This window comes from Paenibacillus sp. FSL M8-0334 (assembly GCF_038000405.1).
In the GTDB taxonomy this organism is placed as follows: Bacteria; Bacillota; Bacilli; order Paenibacillales; family Paenibacillaceae; genus Paenibacillus_AQ; species Paenibacillus_AQ campinasensis.
The window spans coordinates 1,640,458-1,657,174 of record NZ_JBBOCH010000002.1 but is presented as its reverse complement, the minus strand read 5'-3'; the positions used below and the strand labels follow the sequence as shown (position 1 = coordinate 1,657,174).

At 56.8% G+C, this 16,717-nt stretch carries 16 protein-coding genes; 7 read left to right on the top strand and 9 right to left on the bottom strand.

The features are described from left to right. Window positions 1-59: 59 nt before the first annotated feature. From MKX64_RS21685 to MKX64_RS21670, 4 genes are all read right to left on the bottom strand, one after another. The gene (locus MKX64_RS21685; protein ID WP_341037372.1) at window positions 60-1,610 is read right to left on the bottom strand and encodes a response regulator; all 1,551 of its coding nucleotides are present in this window, start codon (window positions 1,608-1,610) and stop codon (window positions 60-62) included. Further along, window positions 1,585-3,051, bottom strand: a complete 1,467-nt coding sequence (locus MKX64_RS21680) for a sensor histidine kinase (RefSeq protein WP_341037370.1) — start codon at window positions 3,049-3,051, stop codon at window positions 1,585-1,587. The genes MKX64_RS21685 and MKX64_RS21680 overlap by 26 nt, the downstream gene beginning before the upstream one ends. Beyond that, on the bottom strand, window positions 3,048-4,025 hold the full coding sequence (locus MKX64_RS21675) for a substrate-binding domain-containing protein (protein WP_341037369.1): 978 nt from the start codon (window positions 4,023-4,025) through the stop codon (window positions 3,048-3,050). Before MKX64_RS21675 ends, MKX64_RS21680 begins: the two co-directional genes overlap by 4 nt. 134 nt (window positions 4,026-4,159) lie before the next feature. Further along, entirely contained in the window at window positions 4,160-4,975 is an 816-nt protein-coding gene (locus MKX64_RS21670; protein WP_095397243.1) for an AraC family transcriptional regulator, read from the bottom strand. A gap of 147 nt (window positions 4,976-5,122) precedes the next feature. Here MKX64_RS21670 and MKX64_RS21665 point away from each other — a divergent pair, with 147 nt between their 5' ends. From MKX64_RS21665 to MKX64_RS21635, 7 genes are all read left to right on the top strand, one after another. Beyond that, a complete protein-coding gene (locus tag MKX64_RS21665) occupies window positions 5,123-5,938 on the top strand; it encodes a phytanoyl-CoA dioxygenase family protein (protein WP_095397244.1) in 816 nt (271 codons plus the stop codon). Window positions 5,939-6,141: 203 nt separating this feature from the next. Then, window positions 6,142-6,675, top strand: a complete 534-nt coding sequence (locus MKX64_RS21660) for a TetR/AcrR family transcriptional regulator (protein WP_095397245.1) — start codon at window positions 6,142-6,144, stop codon at window positions 6,673-6,675. A 276-nt stretch (window positions 6,676-6,951) separates the two neighbouring features. Continuing rightward, window positions 6,952-7,779 carry an ABC transporter permease subunit gene (locus MKX64_RS21655; protein WP_413773611.1) on the top strand — a complete coding sequence of 276 codons (828 nt, stop codon included), beginning with the start codon at window positions 6,952-6,954 and terminating at the stop codon, window positions 7,777-7,779. Between the two features lie 30 nt (window positions 7,780-7,809). Beyond that, on the top strand, window positions 7,810-8,877 hold the full coding sequence (locus MKX64_RS21650) for a taurine ABC transporter substrate-binding protein (RefSeq protein WP_341037367.1): 1,068 nt from the start codon (window positions 7,810-7,812) through the stop codon (window positions 8,875-8,877). Window positions 8,878-8,914: 37 nt separating this feature from the next. Beyond that, a complete protein-coding gene (locus tag MKX64_RS21645) occupies window positions 8,915-9,793 on the top strand; it encodes an ABC transporter ATP-binding protein (protein WP_095397248.1) in 879 nt (292 codons plus the stop codon). Window positions 9,794-9,818: 25 nt separating this feature from the next. After that, complete coding sequence (gene ssuD, locus MKX64_RS21640) at window positions 9,819-10,955, top strand: FMNH2-dependent alkanesulfonate monooxygenase (protein ID WP_095265224.1); 1,137 nt, start codon at window positions 9,819-9,821, stop codon at window positions 10,953-10,955. 162 nt (window positions 10,956-11,117) lie between these two features. After that, window positions 11,118-11,543, top strand: a complete 426-nt coding sequence (locus tag MKX64_RS21635; RefSeq protein ID WP_341037366.1) for a DUF4395 domain-containing protein — start codon at window positions 11,118-11,120, stop codon at window positions 11,541-11,543. 259 nt (window positions 11,544-11,802) lie between these two features. On the opposite strand, the gene MKX64_RS21630 is transcribed toward MKX64_RS21635, so the two are convergent. From MKX64_RS21630 to MKX64_RS21610, 5 genes are all read right to left on the bottom strand, one after another. After that, window positions 11,803-12,837 carry a FecCD family ABC transporter permease gene (locus tag MKX64_RS21630; RefSeq protein ID WP_341037364.1) on the bottom strand — a complete coding sequence of 345 codons (1,035 nt, stop codon included), beginning with the start codon at window positions 12,835-12,837 and terminating at the stop codon, window positions 11,803-11,805. After that, window positions 12,812-13,858: a FecCD family ABC transporter permease gene (locus tag MKX64_RS21625; protein WP_341037363.1), complete on the bottom strand. Its 1,047-nt coding sequence runs from the start codon at window positions 13,856-13,858 to the stop codon at window positions 12,812-12,814. The genes MKX64_RS21630 and MKX64_RS21625 overlap by 26 nt, the downstream gene beginning before the upstream one ends. Further along, complete coding sequence (locus tag MKX64_RS21620) at window positions 13,855-14,010, bottom strand: hypothetical protein (protein WP_179292097.1); 156 nt, start codon at window positions 14,008-14,010, stop codon at window positions 13,855-13,857. The genes MKX64_RS21625 and MKX64_RS21620 overlap by 4 nt, the downstream gene beginning before the upstream one ends. Then, the gene (locus MKX64_RS21615) at window positions 14,010-15,050 is read right to left on the bottom strand and encodes an ABC transporter substrate-binding protein (protein WP_341037360.1); all 1,041 of its coding nucleotides are present in this window, start codon (window positions 15,048-15,050) and stop codon (window positions 14,010-14,012) included. The genes MKX64_RS21620 and MKX64_RS21615 overlap by 1 nt, the downstream gene beginning before the upstream one ends. A 328-nt stretch (window positions 15,051-15,378) precedes the next feature. Beyond that, a complete protein-coding gene (locus tag MKX64_RS21610; RefSeq protein WP_445670851.1) occupies window positions 15,379-16,716 on the bottom strand; it encodes an LLM class flavin-dependent oxidoreductase in 1,338 nt (445 codons plus the stop codon). Between the last annotated feature and the right edge of the window lies 1 nt (window position 16,717).

Below are 16,717 nucleotides of genomic sequence, written 5' to 3'. Positions count from 1 at the left end.
TCGTCCCTCCTTGGACCGAATCTTTGAAAGAATCTATGACAGAATCTTTGATCAGATCTTTAGTTCTTCGCACCAGAATGTCTCTGAAGCAGCTGCTTTCTATATTCGGTAGGCGACACTCCGCATGTTTTTCTGAACACTTTGCTGAAATAATTCGGGTCGTGATAACCGACCTCATATGTAATTTCCTTGAGACTTCGATCCGGGTCGCGCATCAGCTGCTTCGCTTTCTCAATCCGGCATTCCGTCAGGAAATCAATATAGTTCATTCCCGTCTGATCCTTGAACCATTTGCTGATGTAATATGGATTGAGTCCTGCCCATTCGGCGATCACTTCCAGTGATATATCCGCATGGGCGTGTTCTTCGATATACTGCTTGATGCGATAGATCAAGTCCGGCGATGTCTGCTGACAATAATCCTCGTAGTGCTGCTGCATCGTCTGAACCATACGGATCGTCTCCGCCCTGAACTGGCGGTAATCCCTCGCCTGGAACGTATACATCGGCTTCTCCGCTGCCATGCCCATCTCGGTCAAGAGCCTAGAAGCGATCCACAGCATTTCCAGCATGCGCTGCTGGGCCTGGATAACATGCACCTGCTCATGCTCCAGCCGCTCGATGACATCCATCATGCTCCGCAGCACGCTCTCCCATCGGCCCAGCCGGACATCTTCGAGATACGCCCGCTCCTGCTGCCGGTCCATCCAGTCTCTGACGGTGCCCTGGACAGGCATATCCTCATAGAACCGGTATTTCACCGGAGCCGACATATCCATCGTGGCCATCATCGCTTCCTGGTACGATTGCCGGATATCATGCAGCGAGCCGTACACATTGCCAATGCCTACAAACCATCCTTCCCGATTTCCGTTGCCTGCTGCTGCCATAATCGCCTGGGCCAGCGCCACCGCCTGGTTCCGATACGACCGGTCTCGTTCGCGGAACACAATCACCGGAATCTGCAGCCCGCACATCGCTCCGATCCAGCATATTCCCTCCTGCCTGATCCTGTCCTTGACAGCAGCATACAGATGCTCGGCCTGTTCAGGCAGCGTGACCTTCATCGCATACATCTCCTCGTTCGCACTTCGTCCCAGGAGCGTCAGAAGCTCTTCCAGATGCACATCATGCACATGATCGAACAGGAGCTGGGTCACGACATCGGTCTCAACAAGCGGCAGCGCCTTGTTCAGTACGGCCTGTTGACGGATTAGCAGTTCGCGCGTTTGCCGCTCTGCGCCGATCTGCTCCAGCACCCGGGTGACCGAAGCGACGATCTCCCGCGCTTTGCTTGGCTTAAGCAGATAATCCTTGACACCAAGCTTGATCGCTTGCCGCGCATAGTCGAACGTATCAAATGCGGTCACCATCATGAACCGGGTTTCGGGACGGAGTTCCGAAATGTGTCGAATCGCTTCCAGCCCGTTCATGCCCGGCATTTTAATGTCCATCAGGATTAAATCCGGCTCGAAGGCTCGAGCCATTTCTACCGCTGCCTTTCCGTTGGCGGCTTCCTCAATGGCGATCTCAGCAATGCCATGCTGCAAAATGGCATGCAGCCCCTCACGCTCAATCCGCTCATCATCCACAATCAGAACTTTGTACATGCTCCTCATTCCCCCTTTTTGGCACTGTTAAGATGATGGTTGTACCCGCGCCCTGCACGCTCTTAATGTGAATGACATCCGCTCCCTGATAGAAAAGCTTCAGCCGCTGAACGACGTTGCTGAATCCGATGCCGGTGGAATGCCCGCCGCTGCCGGTGTCCACTCCAGCAACAATCGATCTGATCTTGGCTTCCGGAATGCCCGGGCCGTCATCTTCAATGACAACCCGGACATGCTCCGCTTCGTCCTTGACAATAAACCGTATGATGCCCCCTTCCTCCCTCGGCTCAACCGCATGAATGACAGCGTTTTCAATGAGGGGCTGCAGCGTAAGTCCCGGCAGCTGGATGTACAGGCAGCGTTCATCGATATCCGCCTGAAACTGAAGACGTTCGGCAAATCGGGCAGTCTGGATCTCGATGTATTGATGCAGCACGCGCACTTCGTCATAGAGCGTAACCGACCGGTTCAGCCGTTTCAGATTGTAGCGCAGCAGCTCCGCGACATTAACGAGCAGATCGCTCGTTTCCTCAGAGCCTTCCAGATAGGCTTTTTTGGAGATGGTGTCCAGTGTATTAAACAGAAAATGCGGATTGATCTGGCTCTGCAAGCTGCGGAGCTGGCTTTCTTGTAGCAGCAGCCGACTTTGCTGGAGCTCCTTTTCGAGCTGCGCCTTTTCCTGAATCTCCATGATGAGGTTGTTGATGTTCACGCGCATGCGCTCGAACATTTTGGCCAGGAAAGAGATTTCGTCATTCGAATTCACCTCGATTCTCAAATCGAATCTTCCCCGGGAAATTTCCTTGGCCGCACGGCTAAGCGACAGCAGCGGTCTTGTAATGCTGTGGGAGAACCAATAGGTGAACACCGCAAGCAAAAATGTGATGAGCAGCAGCAGCCAGACACCCAGCTGTTTCAAGGCTTCGGTCCGTTCGATAATCCCCCGGTAAAAAGGATTGTAGGTGTTCAGTTCCTTGTCAATCAGCGTCAGGGTCATCTCGGAAATGTACAGGGACAGGCGGGTCGCCTCGGCAAAAGTGGTGCTTGTCGCCTCCGGATCATTCTCCGATCTTAGCAGCAGTGTTCGATCCGTCGTCTCAACGAGACTGTCCATCAGATGGACGACACTGCTCAGTTCAGCGTCATTATCCGTATTGCGCAGCCGATACATCTCATACTTCGACTGGCGGATATGGTCGATCGCTTCCTGGAGCAGTGCCCGCTGCTCCTGAGCTGGCGTCACCAGGTAATTGTTCAAGGCGGCAACCAGCTCCTTGCTGGCTATGCTGGCGTCATTCATCTGAATATACCGCTGTAGGATATTGTTATACTGATCTTGCGTTTGCTGATTATAGTACGTTAGCGCCGCCCAGATGGAAGCCATAATGACCAGGACGACGGCAGCGAGAAGCCATATTTTATGCTGAATGCTCATCTTCATGGCAGTTCCTCCGCCTTCACCATCCGGATGTTCGTATAATAGCCGTTCATGTCCAGCGGCCCGGCCTCACTCTTCAGCCATTTCACCATCAAATCCACGCTGATTCTCCCCATCTCTTCCGGAGACTGGAGGATCATGCCCTCCAGCTTGCCTGCCTTGAGCAGCTCCATCGTCTCGGGGCTGTCATCAAAAGAGTAGATGCGAAACGGACTTTGGTGATAGCGCTTTCCAATCTCCCGGACAAGCGTCTCGGTAATGTTGGAATTTACGGCAATTAGCGCATCCGCTTCAGGGTAGCGATTCATGACATCCCTCGCGGCGCTGACGACTCTTTCCCGCTCGTCGGGCGCTTCGGCAAACACAGTGTGAATATCCGGATAATGCTGCAATATGTCGTGAATGCCCGCAAGACGAAGATCCTGATCGTACCGCTGCCGGCTGCCGCCGATCAGAATGACCGTGCCAGCCTGTCCCATATCCGAGAGCAGTTCCCTGGCAACCAATCTTCCCGCTTCCTTATGATCGGAGCCGACATAGGTTCTTCTCAGGCTGTCCTGCATCGGCACATCGCTTGCTACCGTGATGACCGGGATGCCATGCCGTCCGGCCTGGATCTTCGTCAGCTCGTTGAATTCCTCGGTATCCAGCCCTTGCACGATAATGCCGTCCACCTTCGAGGCAATCGCAATCTCCATCTTCTTCAGAAAATCATCCTCATTGCTGCCGTAGCTCCCCCAAATCTGGAGGCTGATCCCCTGCTTCTCCGCTTCTGCAAGCGCGGAATCACCGACCAGATCCCAGAATGGCGTATCCATCTCCTGTGTAATAAGCACAAGCCGGTACGGTACCTCCTGCTCCTGCAATGCCGCCGGCATCGGACTTCCGGCACGGTACAGCTTCACGATTGACGCAGAAGTAAAGTAACATAGCATCAGCGTCATCGCAATGATGGTTATGATGGCCGTTTTGCGCAATTGATGTTGGCCCCCCAAAATGTTCATTTTCAGATCGATATGCATTTTTTTACAAGTATAATATTAAATCCCGGATTAATAAAGACAGCCTGTTCTGTCAGATAAGTTGTTCGAGCCCCTTCTGGCGGCTGGATTCACCCTTGCTGCTGCGCAGACTTCATCTGTTTGTATGTTCTCGGGCTGACCCCCATCTGCTTGCGAAATAATGCGGCAAAATGATTGTAGCTGTTGAACCCGACATCCTGAGCGGCCTCCGTCGCCGTCCGGTCCATATGCTCCATGAAGCGGGCAGCCTGCTGGATGCGCAGCCGGTTCGCATGCTCCACAATTCCCTCACCTACCTGTTCCTTGAACAGATGGGCCAGCCGAGACACGGACAGCCCTGCTGCCTTCGCCAGATGCTCCACCCGGATCTCCTGCTTCGATTGCGACAACATCCCAAGCACGAGCGTGATTCGAGGGTCGCGCTTGCTCGAAAGCTGCCGGGCCAGCAAGAGCAATAACTCCCGGATGGAATTCTCGCTCAGCGCATGCCAGTAATCCGAACGTTCGCCCGCATGGTAGAAAATATGATGAAACGCGGCGAGCACCCGCTCCCTTCCATACCCCTCGGGGATGCTTGCGCTCAGCAGCTCTTCCTGGGGAAGGTAGCTGATTTCGGGTAGTTTAGGGAAATGCACCCACAGAAACGACCAGCCCTGCTCTCCGTCCATCGTCCCGTATTGATGGGGAACGTCTTCCCGCAGCAATATCAGCTCATGGGCCTCCGCAACCCGCGTGCCGGCTGACGTCTTGAAGTATCCTCTCCCCTGCAATGTATAAGCAAGCAGCAAATCCCCCCTGCCCTGCGGCCGGATCACCCCATAGGAAGAGTCAGCGCTAATATGTCCGCTAATAATGTCTCCGTAATCGGCAGCGTCATATAGATCCACCGGCAGTTTCGCATCCATCTCCAAGCCTCCTGTTCAGTTGAAAATAGCAGAATCCATGTCGTTTTCAGCAGGAATGTGACTTCTCATTTATTATGAATCCCGGTAAGCTGTTGTCAACCCGAATATCCATCGGGCAACATTCTAATGTTAAGGGAGCTGATCAAGATGAAATCCACACCGGAGCTGAAGCGACTGACGAAGGAGCAGCTGGAGCATTTCCTGACCGAGGGGTATGTCATTGTGAAGGGCTTGATGACCGAAGCGGAGCTTCAAGAAATCGACGCTGCTTTTGAAGCGATCAGCCATCAGACGATTCCCGGACATTTCGAGCCTGATCGGTCCGCTGCTGTGGAGGATCCGCTGAAGCGCTATCCCCGGGTGATGCATCCGCATCGTTTCAACGACACCGCCAAGCGGTTCATGCTTCATCCGCCGATCATGGCGGTGCTGGAGGATCTGTACGGCGAGGAGGCGCTGGCCGCCCAAAGCATGTTCTATTACAAGCCGCCGGGGGCGCGGGGGCAAGCCCTGCATCAGGACAATTTCTATCTACAGGTAGAGCCAGGCAACTGCATTGCCGCCTGGACCGCTATTGATCCTGCGACGCAGGAGAACGGCGGATTGCTGGTCGTCCCGAAAACGAGTGAGCACGATATCGAGTGCCCGGAGCTGGCGGATGCAAGTGAGTCGTTCACGACTCATTACGTCAAGCCGCCCAAGGATTCAAGCCCGATACCCGCAATCATGGATCGCGGAGATGTCCTGTTCTTCAACGGGAACCTCATCCACGGCTCATACCGGAATAAGACAAAGGACCAGTTTCGCCGCGCCTTCATCTGCCATTACGCCAATGCTTCGGCCATGCGCATTAACGCCCACTATCGTCCGCTGTTCCGTGCTGACGGCACCGCAGTCGATCTTGAGGTCAATCCGGACGGCGGGCCGTGCGGGGTAGAATTCCAGCAGGTCTACCCTCATTAAACGGTGAGAGGCAAGTGCGAAAGATGCCAAGGCCAGCCATAGGTCCCGGTCTACCTCAGGATCGAAGTCTGGCCAATTGGCATCTCTGTTTATGCATATGTATACCGGAAAACCGGCTTAATTCGACTTAATCGATCGGTTTTGTAAAATTAATATTGACGACTGCACCGACCGGACCGTATAGTAAAGCTGGAGGTGGTGCCATGAATCGAAATTCGAGGCGAGACGCGATACTGAAAGTGGCCTGCAGACTGGTCCGAACGATGGGCGCCTCTCACCTAACACTTGATGCTGTGGCCAGAGAAGCTGGCATCAGCAAAGGCGGGCTGCTCTACCATTACCCGACCAAGGACGCGTTGATCCAGGCCGCGCTGAATGATTTTTTGGACCGATTCGATTCGGAGACCGATGCCGAAGCTTCAAGCGGCGAAGCCCCCATGGGCTGGGCGCAAGCTTATCTGATTCAGACCTTCGAGATCAGCAAGGAGGATCTGGAGATGAGTTTTGGCATACTGGCTGCCGCAGCCAGCAACCCTGACCTGCTTGAACCGATGCGCCAGCGCTACCTCAAGTGGCAGAGCCGCATGACCACCGAATGCAGCGATCAAGTGGAAGCTACGGTGGCGAGACTCGCGGCGGACGGCCTGTTCTTCTGCGAGCTGTTCGGCTTTGCTCCGCTCGAAGACCAGCTCCGGGCTGACGTCCTTTCGAATCTGTTAACCCGGGTGGATAAGTAACCGCCACCTGCATGACAAGTAATGAACATTGGTGCAGCATAACAGCACCCCCAACAATTACAGGAACGGATCCTTTCATCGTTCCCCTCAACCTGACGACAGGAGAGACAATCGGAAGCTATTGGCTGATGTATAGCCGAGCTGCGATCGGAAGCTCTCTTTTTTTGTTGTCTTCTCCCGGAGTTTCCCTTCACTCGTCAGCTCTGACATTGCTACCACTCGCCTCTTCATCAGCCTGTTCGTTTCCTTATTTATGAAACATGAAAAAAGAAGGATGTGAAGTGTGTATCGATGCCGCACCCTAACGCCCAACCCGCCGAACCGGTCCGCACGGATCTGAGAAACGGGTTGTACCTCATCGTCTCTGCCGTTTCCGTCGGTCTCGCTTTGCTCATCTGGTGGATGGCGAGCCGCAACGAGTGGGTCAATCCGCTGTTCCTCCCTTCACCGCCGGACGTCTGGTCAGCCTTTATGACGATCGCCACGGAAGGCTATAAAGGAACCAGCCTGTTAGCGCATATCGGAGCAAGCATGCAGCGCATTGCCGTCGCCCTGATCCTGGTGCTGCTGACCGCCGTTCCGCTCGGCATCCTCTGCGGCAGAATTCGGCTGCTGCGGGCAATATTCGATCCGTTCATCGAGTTCTACCGGCCCCTGCCGCCGCTGGCTTATTATTCGTTGCTCGTGCTGTGGTTCGGGATCGAGGATACGTCCAAAATCGTGCTGCTGTACCTCGGCGGGTTCGCCCCGATGTTCATTGCAGCCGTCTATAGCGCGCGCCGGATTCCGCCGGATCGGATCCAGGGTGCAAGGTCTCTCGGAGCCAGCCGGTGGAGGCTGTATCTGTACGTTATTCTCCCCTCCTGCCTGCCGGATTTGTTAACCGGACTTCGCACCGCGGTAGGCGTTACATACGCCACACTGGTCGCCGCTGAGATGATTGCCGCCGTCTCCGGGATCGGCTGGATGGTGCTGGATGCAAGCAAATATTTGCGCAGCGACATCATTTATGCCGCCATTATCATCATGGGGATCATCGCCATCCTGATTGATGCGGGCATCCGCTATCTCATTCAGCGCGTGTCACCGTGGGCGGAACATTAAACACTTAGGAAAAAAGGAGCTGATTCCATCATGCGTTATGATCGCATATCCGTGCTACGTCCCATTCTCTCACTCACCATCGCAGCGTTCATGCTGCTGGCAGCCGGCTGCGGCAGCTCGTCCGGCACGCCGTCCGCATCCGGCAAGGAAAGAGATGCCGATGCGCTGCCGAAGGAAATCCGCATCGGCTACCAGGTATCGCCTAACGGAGAACTGGTAGCCAAAGCGCTCGGACTGGCCGAGAAGAAAATGCCGGATGTCAACATCTCCTGGATCCCGTTCGAATCCGGCCGCGATGTGAATACGGCCATGGCCAGCGGCAGCATCGACTTCGGACTCGTCGGGACCCCTCCCGGCGCTTCGGGCATCGCGCAGGGGCTGCCGAACAAAGTGTATTACATTCACGATGTGATCGGGGACAGCGAAGCGCTCGTCGTGCAGAGCGGCTCCGGTATTCACTCCCTTGAGGATATCAGAGGCAAGACGATTGCGACTACGTTCGGATCCACCTCGCATTTCAGCCTGCTCTCGGCCATCAAGCAAGCGGGCATCGATCCGGCGGACATCAGGATCATTGATATGCAAGCGCCCGATCTGCTTGCAGCCTGGCAGCGCGGCGACATCGACGGCGCCTATACGTGGCAGCCTGTACAATCCAAGCTGCTTGCAGAGCATGGAAGCATCGTCATTTCCTCGAAGGAGGTTGCCGAGGGCGGCGCGCTCACCGGCGAATTCGGCGTCGTCCATAACAGCTTTGCCGCCAGCTATCCGGCCGCTGTCAAGCTGTATATCGAAGTGCTTGATGAAGGGACGGCGTATTACCGGGAACATCCGCAGGAGGCGGCAGAGGCGCTATCCCGGGAGCTGGGACTGTCGGTTGAGGAAACGCTGAAAGCGATGAGCGAAATTACAGTGCTGGGTGCCTCGGAGCAGACAGACCCCCGCTATCTCGGCACACCTGAAGAGCCCGGTCAATTCGCCGTGCTGCTGAAGCAGACCGCGGATTTCCTGGTTGAGCAGCAGTCGATCAAGAGTGCGCCGGAACTGAGCGTGTTCCAGGAAGCGCTGCTGAACGAGCTGTATGTGGAAGCACCGTAATCATTCGCTAAACTTCAAGGGAAAGGCGGACCGAATCATGACCGCAACTTCATTATCCACCACAACACGCGATGAGCACGGAGCACGTCAGAATGAGCATGCCTCCTCTTGTCCGGGGCCGGATACCGGCTCAGCAGCAGGCATTCAATTAGCCGATATTTCGTTAACCTATCGTCAAGGCAGCCAAGCTGTGCATGTCTTGGACCGGATTGGACTCTCGCTTGCGCCGGACGAGTTCGTATGTTTGCTCGGGCCTTCCGGCTGCGGTAAATCAACGCTGCTCAGCATCATCGCCGGGTATGTCCAGCCCTCCGGCGGGTCAGTCCGGATTGACGGGAAACGCCATACGAAGCCGACACCTCAGGTGGGCGTTGTGTTCCAGCATGCCAATCTGTTCCCCTGGCTGTCGGTCGCCGGCAATGTCGAGTTCGGCCTGCGCATGGCCGGTATTGGACGCAAGGAGCGCCGGCGCATCGCCTCGTTCTACATCGGGCTGGTGGGGCTTGAGGCTTCTGCCGCTCGCCTTCCCCATCAGCTGTCAGGCGGGATGAAGCAAAGAGCTGCGCTCGCCAGAACGCTGGCGACAGAGCCGCGCATCGTCTTGATGGATGAGCCGTTCAGCGCACTGGACGCCCTGACGCGGGAATCCATGCAGCTGCATGTGCGGCGGATCTGGCAGCAGACACGCCGCTGCTTCTTCCTCATCACCCATGATGTGGATGAAGCGCTGCTGCTGGGGCGGCGCATTATCGTGATGCACCCGAATCCCGGCACCATCGTGCAGGATATCCGCAACCCGCTGTTTCAGGACACGGATGCGCCTTCCTTTTCCATATTGCGCGCCAGCAAGGACTTTGCCGATTTGCGGCAGCACCTCGTTTCTATGATTGCCGGCAGCGGCAGCAACAGCCGCTGAAACAGATAAAGGAGTGAACCAGCCAATGGAAATGTTCTGGTACTTGCCTACGATGGGCGACGGAAGATATCTCGGTACGTCCCACGGAGCGAAAATCACCGATCTGCATTATTTCAGACAGGTGGCCCAAGCGGTGGACCGGCTCGGCTACACCGGCATGCTGGTGCCAACCGGTCACGCGTGCGAGGATGGATGGGTTGTCGCCTCCTCGCTCATTACAGCAACCGAGCGGCTGAAATTTCTCGTTGCCGTCCGTCCAGGCGGCATATCGGTCAGCATTGCGGCCCGGATGGCCGCCTCATTCGATCGGCTATCCTCCGGGCGCCTGCTGATCAATGTCGTGACCGGCGGCGATCCTGTGGAGATGAAGGGTGACGGGATCTTCCTCTCGCATCATGAGCGTTACGAAGCTACCGATGAATTCCTCCAAGTATGGCACAAGCTGATGACAGGCGAGCGCGTTACGTTCCACGGAACGTTTATTCAGGTGGAGGATGCCAGGCTGCAATATGTCCCGTTTGACCGGCAGTCGCCTCCGCTGTTTATCGGTGCTTCCTCCGATGCCGGGCATGAGGTGGCCGCCAAACATATTGACACTTATCTGACCTGGGCTGAAACGCCCGCGATGGTCGCAGAGAAGATCGCCGATGTCAGAGAACGGGCGCAGCGATACGGCCGCTCGATCAAAATCGGCCTCCGCGTGCAAATCATTGTGCGCGAGACGGCTGAGGAAGCCTGGGAAGCGGCGCACAAGCTGATCCAATATGTCACCGAAGAGGATGTGCAGGAAGCGCAAGCGCTGCTGAACCGTTTCGATTCGGTAGGTCAACGCCGGATGAGCCAGCTTGTGCGCGAGCATCGGGACACGCTGGAGATCAGCCCCAATCTGTGGGCAGGCATCGGACAAGTGAGAGGCGGTGTAGGCACCGCCCTCGTCGGCAGCCCGGATGAAGTGGCCCAGCGGCTGCTGGAGTATGCGGCTCTCGGCATCGATACCTTTATTTTGTCCGGCTATCCGCATCTGGAGGAGGCTTACCGGATCGCCGAGCTGCTCTTCCCAAGGCTTCCCGTCACTTACTCAAGGCCCCCAGAAGAGCAGCACTGGACTGCTATGGGCGAACTGCTCGCCGAGAATCGAAAGCCGAAGCCGAAGGAGGCCTGACACCGCGCTTCGGGCTCGATCCTGGACGTCATATGAGATGTTCGGCGTGCTCGAATCAGATTGACAACCGCCCATGCCCGTGTTAGATTCTGAATAAAAGTAAGTACGATGGGATGAATACTTGCTTTTATTTTATAACTATGTAGAAAACGAGGTGAGCGCATGAAAGAAATACCGCTACCGCTCATTAAAGTAAATCAGGCGGCCATGGTGCTGTTCGTGCTTCTGTCACTTGTTTTCCGTCAGCCTCTGTTCATCTATGCCATCTTTCTGATTCAGCTGATCGCGCTGGCAGCCGGAGCGAGAGCAAACCTGCTGTTTCTGGTGGCCAAATGGTTTCTAGGCGCTGACAGACTGCAAAGATCGGATACGCAAGCTGCAGAGCTGGCCCGATTCAACCAATCGATTGCCGTCATTCTGCTCGGCATTTCTTCAGCTGCTTATTTGCTGGGGTGGCATATTGTCGCTATCGCTGCCTCCGTGATGGTAGCTGCTGCAGCAACCGCTGCTGTGCTCGGCTATTGCATCGGCTGCACCATCTATTATCAATATAAGAAATGGAAGCTGCTGCGCTCCCGGGCCAGCTAGAGATTTCGAATGCTGTCATACCACTGCCACTAGGGAGTCCGGATATCTTCTTTCCGGTGGCCGTATATCTCGGTGTGGCGGTATATCTCGGTGGCAGTATATCACAGTGACAGCCATCTAGGTGCCGGCATATCGATGCCGGCATCGTAGGATCGCTTTCCACCTATTCATCACACAATAAGCTATATACACCAGCAGGGAAGCCGCATCATGCGGCTTCCCTGTCATGGTTAACTTGGATATCATCTTCCCCTACTCCCTATAACCGGCGGTGACGAACGAGCAGCGCGATGAAGAACGGCGCTCCAATCGCAGCCGTGAACACCCCTGCAGGAATGTCCAGCGGCTGAAACAGCGTGCGGCCGGCCGTATCCGCCAGCAGCAGCAGAAGCGCCCCAACCAGTGCGGATGCAGGCAGCAGCACGCCATAGGAAGAGCCGACCAGCCGGCGCGCAATATGCGGACCAATAAGGCCGATGAAGCCAACCGCGCCCACCAGAGCGACCGATGAGCCTGCGAGTGCAACGGCAACCAGGATCAAGCCAAGCCGCTGCCGCTGTACGGCGGCTCCCAGGCCGGTTGCGGCTTCATCACCCAGCTGGTGCACGTTCAGTTTCCTCGCATTTGTCCAGGCCACCGTGCCGAACAAGAGCAGCCATGGCAGCAAGGTGAGGACCTGCTCCCATGAAGCTCCGTAAACACTCCCTGTCAGCCATATGTAGGCCTTGCCGGCCGAAGTGATCGAGCTGAATGCCAGCAGCAGCATCGTGACCGAGCTGGTGCCTGCGGATATGCCCACACCAATCAGCACAAGCCGAACCGGAGAAACCCCGTTCTTCCAGGCGAGCAAATAGATAAGGCCAGATACAAGCAGCGCGCCGATCATGGCAGCAACAGGCAGCCAGCGAATGCTGAGCGCCCCGCCGGACAATGCGATGAAGCCGACGGCGGCGGCCGAAGCGCCCCCTGTCATCCCGAGCACATCCGGCGAGGCGAGCGGGTTGCGGATCAGCCCCTGCAGCACCGCCCCGGCCAGACTAAGCCCTGCACCGGCGAGCAATGCCAGCACCAGTCGCGGAAGACGCAGTGTGCCGATAACAAAGGCCGAATCACTCTGCACCCCCGCCATCGTCAGCAGCACCTGAAACGGAGATTCCCATGTGCTGCCAAGACATGCGCCCAGCACTAGCGCCGCCATAAGCACCAGCAACAACACCAGCAATATCAGCACCCGCCTGTCTTCCAATGCCGACAGGAACGGGTGCCGACTACGAAACGGAACGGTTGGTTTCATCCTGCGCCCTCCTTCTGTTGAAATCACTGCGGGCGATATAAATGAAGAACGGCACGCCGATCAGTCCGGTCACAACCCCGAGTGGAAGCTCCCCCGGCTGCACAGGGAAGCGGGCGACAATGTCGGCCCCAAGCAGCAATATCGCGCCTAGCACGGCGCTGTATGGAATGACCCAGCGGTAGTCTGTGCCGGCCAAATAACGTGCGAAATGCGGCATGACAAGACCGACGAAGCCAATGGCTCCGGCAGCCGCTACCGCGCTTCCGGCCAGCATCACCACCGCAGCCGCAGCAATGGCCTTTACAAGTCCGATCCGCTGCCCCAGTCCTTTGGCCATCTCCTCCCCGGAGCTAAGAATCGTGAGCGGATAGCCGAGCAGCAGCGCTGCCCCGCCGCCCATCACCATATAAGGCAGCACCTGGTACAGCGTTCCGAGCTCTTTGCCTGCCACAGAGCCTGCGAGCCAGAACAGCACATTTTGCAGACCGGATTCATCCAGTACCAGCACGCCTTGCGTCAATGCGCTGAACAATGCGCTCAGGGCCGACCCAGCCAGAACGAGACGAATCGGCGTCAGATTGCCGCCGCCAAGCGAAGCCAGTCCATATACGAGCAGCGCTGCCCCCGCCGCGCCGACAAAAGCAGCCCATACGAGCTGCGACAGCGAGGTCAGCGGCAGCAGCAGCAAAGCCAGTACAACCGCGAGCACGGCACCCGAGTTAATGCCGAATAACCCCGGCGAAGCAAGCGGGTTGCGCGTTAACGCCTGCATCATCGCTCCCGCCATCGCCAGCGATGCGCCGACCGTCAGGGCAAAGACCGCTCGCGGCACCCGCGTTGTCACAATGATGACATGCTCGGTGTTCGCCGGATTATAGGCGACCAGTGCCTCCACCGTTGTAGTCAGCCGGATCGACGTCGTTCCAAGCGCGATGCTTGCCGCGCAGGCCGCTGCAAGCAGCAGCAGTGCAGCCGCAAGTCCCAGCAGTTTGCTGGCGTTATGTTGCAAAAGTGGCCTCACCGTTTATCCCCCTCTTGTTGTCTGATGCAGCCGATTACGGCAAAAGCGCCGAAGCGGCAAGCCGTATCGGCTGCCGCTTCCAGCTCGGCTCGGAAGGAGCGGAACTCCCCGAAGAGAAACCGCAATGCTTCGCCGCCGTTATTGCCGCGCATCAGTTCAGTTCGTATATCTCCTTGAGATCCTCCAGCATCTCCTCGGCGGCAAGCGGGCCGGAGCCGTTGTTCCAGACCGCCGTATCCACCTCGAACACCCGGTTGTTCTGCACGGCTCTCAGGTTATTCCACAGCGGATGCTCCGTCCATTCCTTACGCAGATCCAGCCTTCCGTCATCCCGCGAAGTGCTCGTCTGGTCGAAGATGATGTCGGCGTCCATCTGCGGGATATTCTCCTTGGATACCAGCTTGACGCCCCAGTCCTCACCCTGTTGCTCCATCGGGCGGGTGATGCCAAGCTCGTCCAGCACCAGCGCAGAGAACCCGGTATAGACGATGCGCGCATGATCGGCGCGGAAATCGACGATGCCGACCTCCAGGTTCAGCTTATCGCCCATCTTCTCTTTGAATGCGGCGACTTCGCTGTCCCAGCGTTCGAGGAACGCTTGTTCCTCCGCTTGTTTGTTCAACGCTTCCGCCGTCAGTGCCAGCGACTCCTTCCAGATATGTACTTCTTCGGTCATGACCGTCGGTGCAATGGCACTCAGCTGCGTGTAAATTTCCTCATGCCGGGTTTTGGAGGCAACGATGACATCCGGCTTGAGCGCCGCAATTTCCTCCAGGTTCGGCTGATTCTCCGAGCCGAGATTGACCACGCCGTCCATCTGGTCGCGAATGTAGTTGTACCACGGCTGCTCAATCCAGGCTTCAACCGCCCCGACCGGCTGCACGCCAAGCGCGAGCGCGGCATCCGTCGCTCCCTGGAACAGCGTTACTACCTTCTCCGGCGTTCCTTTCACGTCGGTATCCCCCATCGCATGCCGGATCGTCCGCTCGCTATCCCCTTCGGCGGCTGCCGTGTTCTGCTCGTTGGAGCTGGCCTGCGCCTGCGCCTCCGGCGTTTGTGAAGCAGCACCTTCGCTGCCCCCGGATTGACCGCAGCCGGACAGCACGGTGAGTACAGCCAGCAGAACGGCCAGCATCATTGTCAGACGGCTTTTATAACGGTTATATAGCCTCTGGTGATTGAAATACATCATGAACATGACCTCTCCTTACTCCTCTTTCGGTGTAATTGATATTGATTATCATTATTATTACATGAAGAGATGATGTTGAAAATGCACATTTGCGTCACAGCTTCTGTACATATCCGACGGCTTGCCATGTATCGGCCCGAAACGGACACGCTGCATCAGGCTCTTCTCACACAGCAAGCCGGAACGACAAAGGAGGCGCCCCCTTGCCATCCGGCTGGTGGACACCTCCTTGTGTACAGGAATTAGGAATTAGCTTAAAATGCTGCCCGGTAGGCCATTCTCTCTCCTGTTGTATGATTTACTCATGCTTAACCTGGTCCTTGTTGCCCTATGAATATACTTGCGGTATGACTGCCTCCGTCTTCAGCCCCAGATGCTCACGCAGCGTGCTTCCGCTGTAATCGGTACGATATATGCCGCGATTCTGCAGCTCCGGAATCACTTTGTGGACAAAATCCTCTAGCCCGGACGGCAGCAGCGGAGGCATCAGATTAAAGCCATCGGCTGCCTGTTCCTCAAGCCAGCGCTGCATCGTGTCCGCGATCTGGACCGCCGTTCCCGCCACCGTGAAGTGGCCGCGGCCGCCCGCTGTACGGATAATGAGCTGGCGGATCGACAGGTTCTCCTTGCGGGCCAGCTCAGTGTACAGCCGGAAGCGAGCCTGCTGTCCCTGAACCTGTTCGGGGGCAGGCAGCCGCTCGTAAGGCAGCGGGCCGTCAAGCGGACAGCCGGACAGGTCTGTCTGCAGCAATGCCGACAGATTGGTCAGCCCGTATTCGGACACGCTGAGCTCGTTCAGCTCCTGCTCCTTCTCCTTCGCCTCGGCCTCCGTATCCCCGACAAAAGGGATGCATCCCGGCAATATTTTCATATGATCCGGCCTGCGTCCATAGGCGCTCATCCTGCCCTTCAGATCAGCATAAAAGGCCGCTGCCTCCCCGATGCCCGGCTGTGCCGTGAATACGACCTCCGCCCAGCGCGCCGCGAAAGCTCTGCCGTCCTCCGAGGAACCTGCCTGAACCAGCACCGGCACCCCTTGCGGAGAACGCGGCAGATTAAGCGGTCCGGCTACCGATACATGCTTGCCTGCATAATCCGCTGCCTGAATGCGGCTCATATCCGCATATATGCCAGCCTCCTGATCCAATCGAAGGGCATCTTCCGCCCAGCCGTTCCATAGCCGGATCGCCGCCTCCACGAACTCATGTGCCCGCTCATAGCGGAGCGTATGAGGCAAATGCCGCGCCTGCCCGAAATTGCGGGCGGTCGCGTCCCCTGTCGAGGTAACAATATTCCAGGCTGCGCGTCCGCCGCTGATATGATCGAGGGAAGCCAGCTTGCGGGCGATATGGTAAGGGTCGTTATAGGTGGTCGAAGCGGTGACGACAAGCCCGATCCGCTCGGTAGCCGCCGCAAGCGCCGAAAGCATGGTGAACGCTTCTAGCTGGGGGATGACGCGGTACTTGGTCATGATGTTCAACCGGTACTTATCCGCCAAGAACACGGCATCCATCTTAGCCTGTTCAGCCAGCTTCGCCATCCGGGCATAATAGCCGAAGTCGGCGGCATGCTGCGGACTTGCCTTGGGGTGTCGCCAGCTCGCTTCATGATGCCCCGTGCTCATCAGAAACAGGTTGAGATGCAACTGCTTACGGGAACGATCCAAA

Coding starts and splice junctions, on each gene's coding strand:
- MKX64_RS21685 (WP_341037372.1), bottom strand. CDS start 1,610: ATGTACAAAGTTCTGATTGTGGATGATGAGCGGATTGAGCGTGAGGGG.
- MKX64_RS21680 (WP_341037370.1), bottom strand. CDS start 3,051: ATGAAGATGAGCATTCAGCATAAAATATGGCTTCTCGCTGCCGTCGTC.
- MKX64_RS21670 (WP_095397243.1), bottom strand. CDS start 4,975: ATGGATGCGAAACTGCCGGTGGATCTATATGACGCTGCCGATTACGGA.
- MKX64_RS21665 (WP_095397244.1), top strand. CDS start 5,123: ATGAAATCCACACCGGAGCTGAAGCGACTGACGAAGGAGCAGCTGGAG.
- MKX64_RS21660 (WP_095397245.1), top strand. CDS start 6,142: ATGAATCGAAATTCGAGGCGAGACGCGATACTGAAAGTGGCCTGCAGA.
- MKX64_RS21650 (WP_341037367.1), top strand. CDS start 7,810: ATGCGTTATGATCGCATATCCGTGCTACGTCCCATTCTCTCACTCACC.
- MKX64_RS21645 (WP_095397248.1), top strand. CDS start 8,915: ATGACCGCAACTTCATTATCCACCACAACACGCGATGAGCACGGAGCA.
- ssuD (WP_095265224.1), top strand. CDS start 9,819: ATGGAAATGTTCTGGTACTTGCCTACGATGGGCGACGGAAGATATCTC.
- MKX64_RS21635 (WP_341037366.1), top strand. CDS start 11,118: ATGAAAGAAATACCGCTACCGCTCATTAAAGTAAATCAGGCGGCCATG.
- MKX64_RS21630 (WP_341037364.1), bottom strand. CDS start 12,837: ATGAAACCAACCGTTCCGTTTCGTAGTCGGCACCCGTTCCTGTCGGCA.
- MKX64_RS21620 (WP_179292097.1), bottom strand. CDS start 14,010: ATGCGCGGCAATAACGGCGGCGAAGCATTGCGGTTTCTCTTCGGGGAG.
- MKX64_RS21615 (WP_341037360.1), bottom strand. CDS start 15,050: ATGATGTATTTCAATCACCAGAGGCTATATAACCGTTATAAAAGCCGT.